We start from the raw sequence: 416 nt of genomic DNA, 5'->3' as shown, positions 1-416 counted from the left end.
GGCTGAGTTTAAAGATAAAGGCAGCCGTTTTATCGCATTTGCCTATCCGATTCGGACATTGGCTGATGTGAAAAAATATCTCGATCCGTTAAAGGAAGAACATCATAAAGCGCGGCATTGGTGCTATGCCTATCGTCTGGGTGTGGATGGTACGCAATTCCGTGCCAACGATGATGGAGAGCCGTCAGGAAGCGCGGGTCGGCCGATTTTGGGGCAGATTGATTCGGTGGGTGTAACCGATGTTTTGGTCGTGGTCGTCCGCTATTTCGGCGGTACTTTATTGGGCGTTCCCGGTCTGATACATGCGTATAAAGAGGCAACGGCTCAAGCGTTGGCAGTTGCGGAAGTGGTTGAAAAGAATATTGAAAAAACCGTTTGGCTGAAATGTGAATATCCGTTTTTGAACGAAGCAATAC

General features: G+C 48.1%; 1 protein-coding gene. It reads left to right on the top strand.

Going from position 1 to position 416, the window contains the following annotated elements; translation table 11 throughout:
* The coding region (locus ACTHS3_RS17105) for an IMPACT family protein (protein WP_440368653.1) at nt 1–416 on the top strand (416 nt) is incomplete at both ends.

Source organism: Neisseria sp. P0009.S007 (assembly GCF_051962515.1).
This window is presented reverse-complemented; position numbering and strand designations above follow the sequence as displayed.